The sequence below is a fragment of the Pectobacterium artocarpous genome, from assembly GCF_046159765.1.
Lineage (GTDB): Bacteria > Pseudomonadota > Gammaproteobacteria > Enterobacterales > Enterobacteriaceae > Pectobacterium.
In genome coordinates this window covers 1-1,315 of record NZ_JBJXVK010000054.1, presented here as the reverse complement: position 1 = coordinate 1,315, position 1,315 = coordinate 1, and the positions used below count along the sequence as shown (strand labels likewise).

The 1,315-nt window shown below is 49.4% G+C and carries 1 protein-coding gene; it reads right to left on the bottom strand.

What is annotated here, in order from left to right:
• Positions 1–35 precede the first annotated feature (35 nt).
• On the bottom strand, positions 36–1,244 hold the full coding sequence (locus ACKQAD_RS20195; RefSeq protein WP_409161747.1) for an IS256 family transposase: 1,209 nt from the start codon (positions 1,242–1,244) through the stop codon (positions 36–38).
• Between the last annotated feature and the right edge of the window lie 71 nt (positions 1,245–1,315).

Sequence of the window (1,315 nt, the reverse complement as noted above, 5' to 3'; positions counted from 1 at the left end):
GACCCTGTAAATAATTCTGTGTAATTGCCATCCGATTAAAGGTGGTCGCTCAGGCGGTCACCGAACTCGATAATAAAACGGCTCATCGCCAGCCGCCAGTTCTGGATTGGCATGCTCCATTTTTTTGACGCCGACTGTATCGCCAGATAAACCACTTTTCGCACTGAATCATCCGTCGGGAATACCTTACGTTTCTTTATCGCCTGCCGTATCACGCTATTCAGCGACTCGATGGCATTCGTCGTGTAAATGGCCTTGCGGATATCTGGTGGGTAACCGAAGAAGGTATTGAGGTTTTCCCAGTGCGCGCGCCAGCTTTTGCTGATTTGCGGGTATTTCTCATCCCACACATCCGCGAACTTGTCCAGCGCCATCAATGCAGCTTCCTCTGTCGGTGCCTGATACACCGTTTTCAGCCCGCTGGTGACCCCTTTGTAGTCCTTCCACGAGACATACTTCAGGCTGTTGCGCACCATGTGGATGATGCATAGCTGGATATGTGTTTGCGGGTAGACGCTGTTTATCGCATCCGGGAAGCCTTTCAGACCGTCCACGCAGGCAATCAGGATATCCTGAAGACCACGATTTTTCAGCTCCGTCAGTACATTAAGCCAGAACTTCGCCCCTTCATTTTCTGCCAGCCACATACCCAACAGCTCTTTCTGGCCTTCGGTATTAATGCCCAGCGCAAGGAACACCGCTTTGTTAATCACACTGCCGCTGTGACGAACCTTCACCACAATACAGTCAAGATAAACAATGGGATAAAGTGAATCTAACGGACGATTTTGCCATTCGGCCACCTGCTCTTTAACCGCATCGGTGACTTTAGATATCAGCGTGGGCGAGACATCGGCATCGTACATTTCTTTGAACGTGGCGACAATTTCCCGCGTGGTCATGCCTTTGGCGTAGAGAGACAAGATCTGGCTGTCCATCTGGGTGATACGCGTCTGATTTTTCTTTATCAGTTGCGGCTCGAAGGTGTTTTCGCGGTCACGTGGTGTGCTCAGTTCAATCTCACCATCGTCGCATAACACGGTTTTGGTCGAGTAGCCATTTCGGGTATTAGAGCCTGATTTAGGGGCATTTTTCTCATGACCGAGATGGTCAGTAAGTTCGGCATTGAGCGCGGTTTCGACGGTAAGTTTCGTCAGCATACGAGAAAACTGGTTGAGGTCAGCTTCGGTTTTAAGACCTTTGGCCAGTTCAGCCGCGAGGGCTTTGAGTTTCTTTTCGTCCATACTTTGCCTGTCTCCGCTGTTGGAGTGAACATATCAAAAACAGGCAATTACACAATTTAAATTACAGTCTC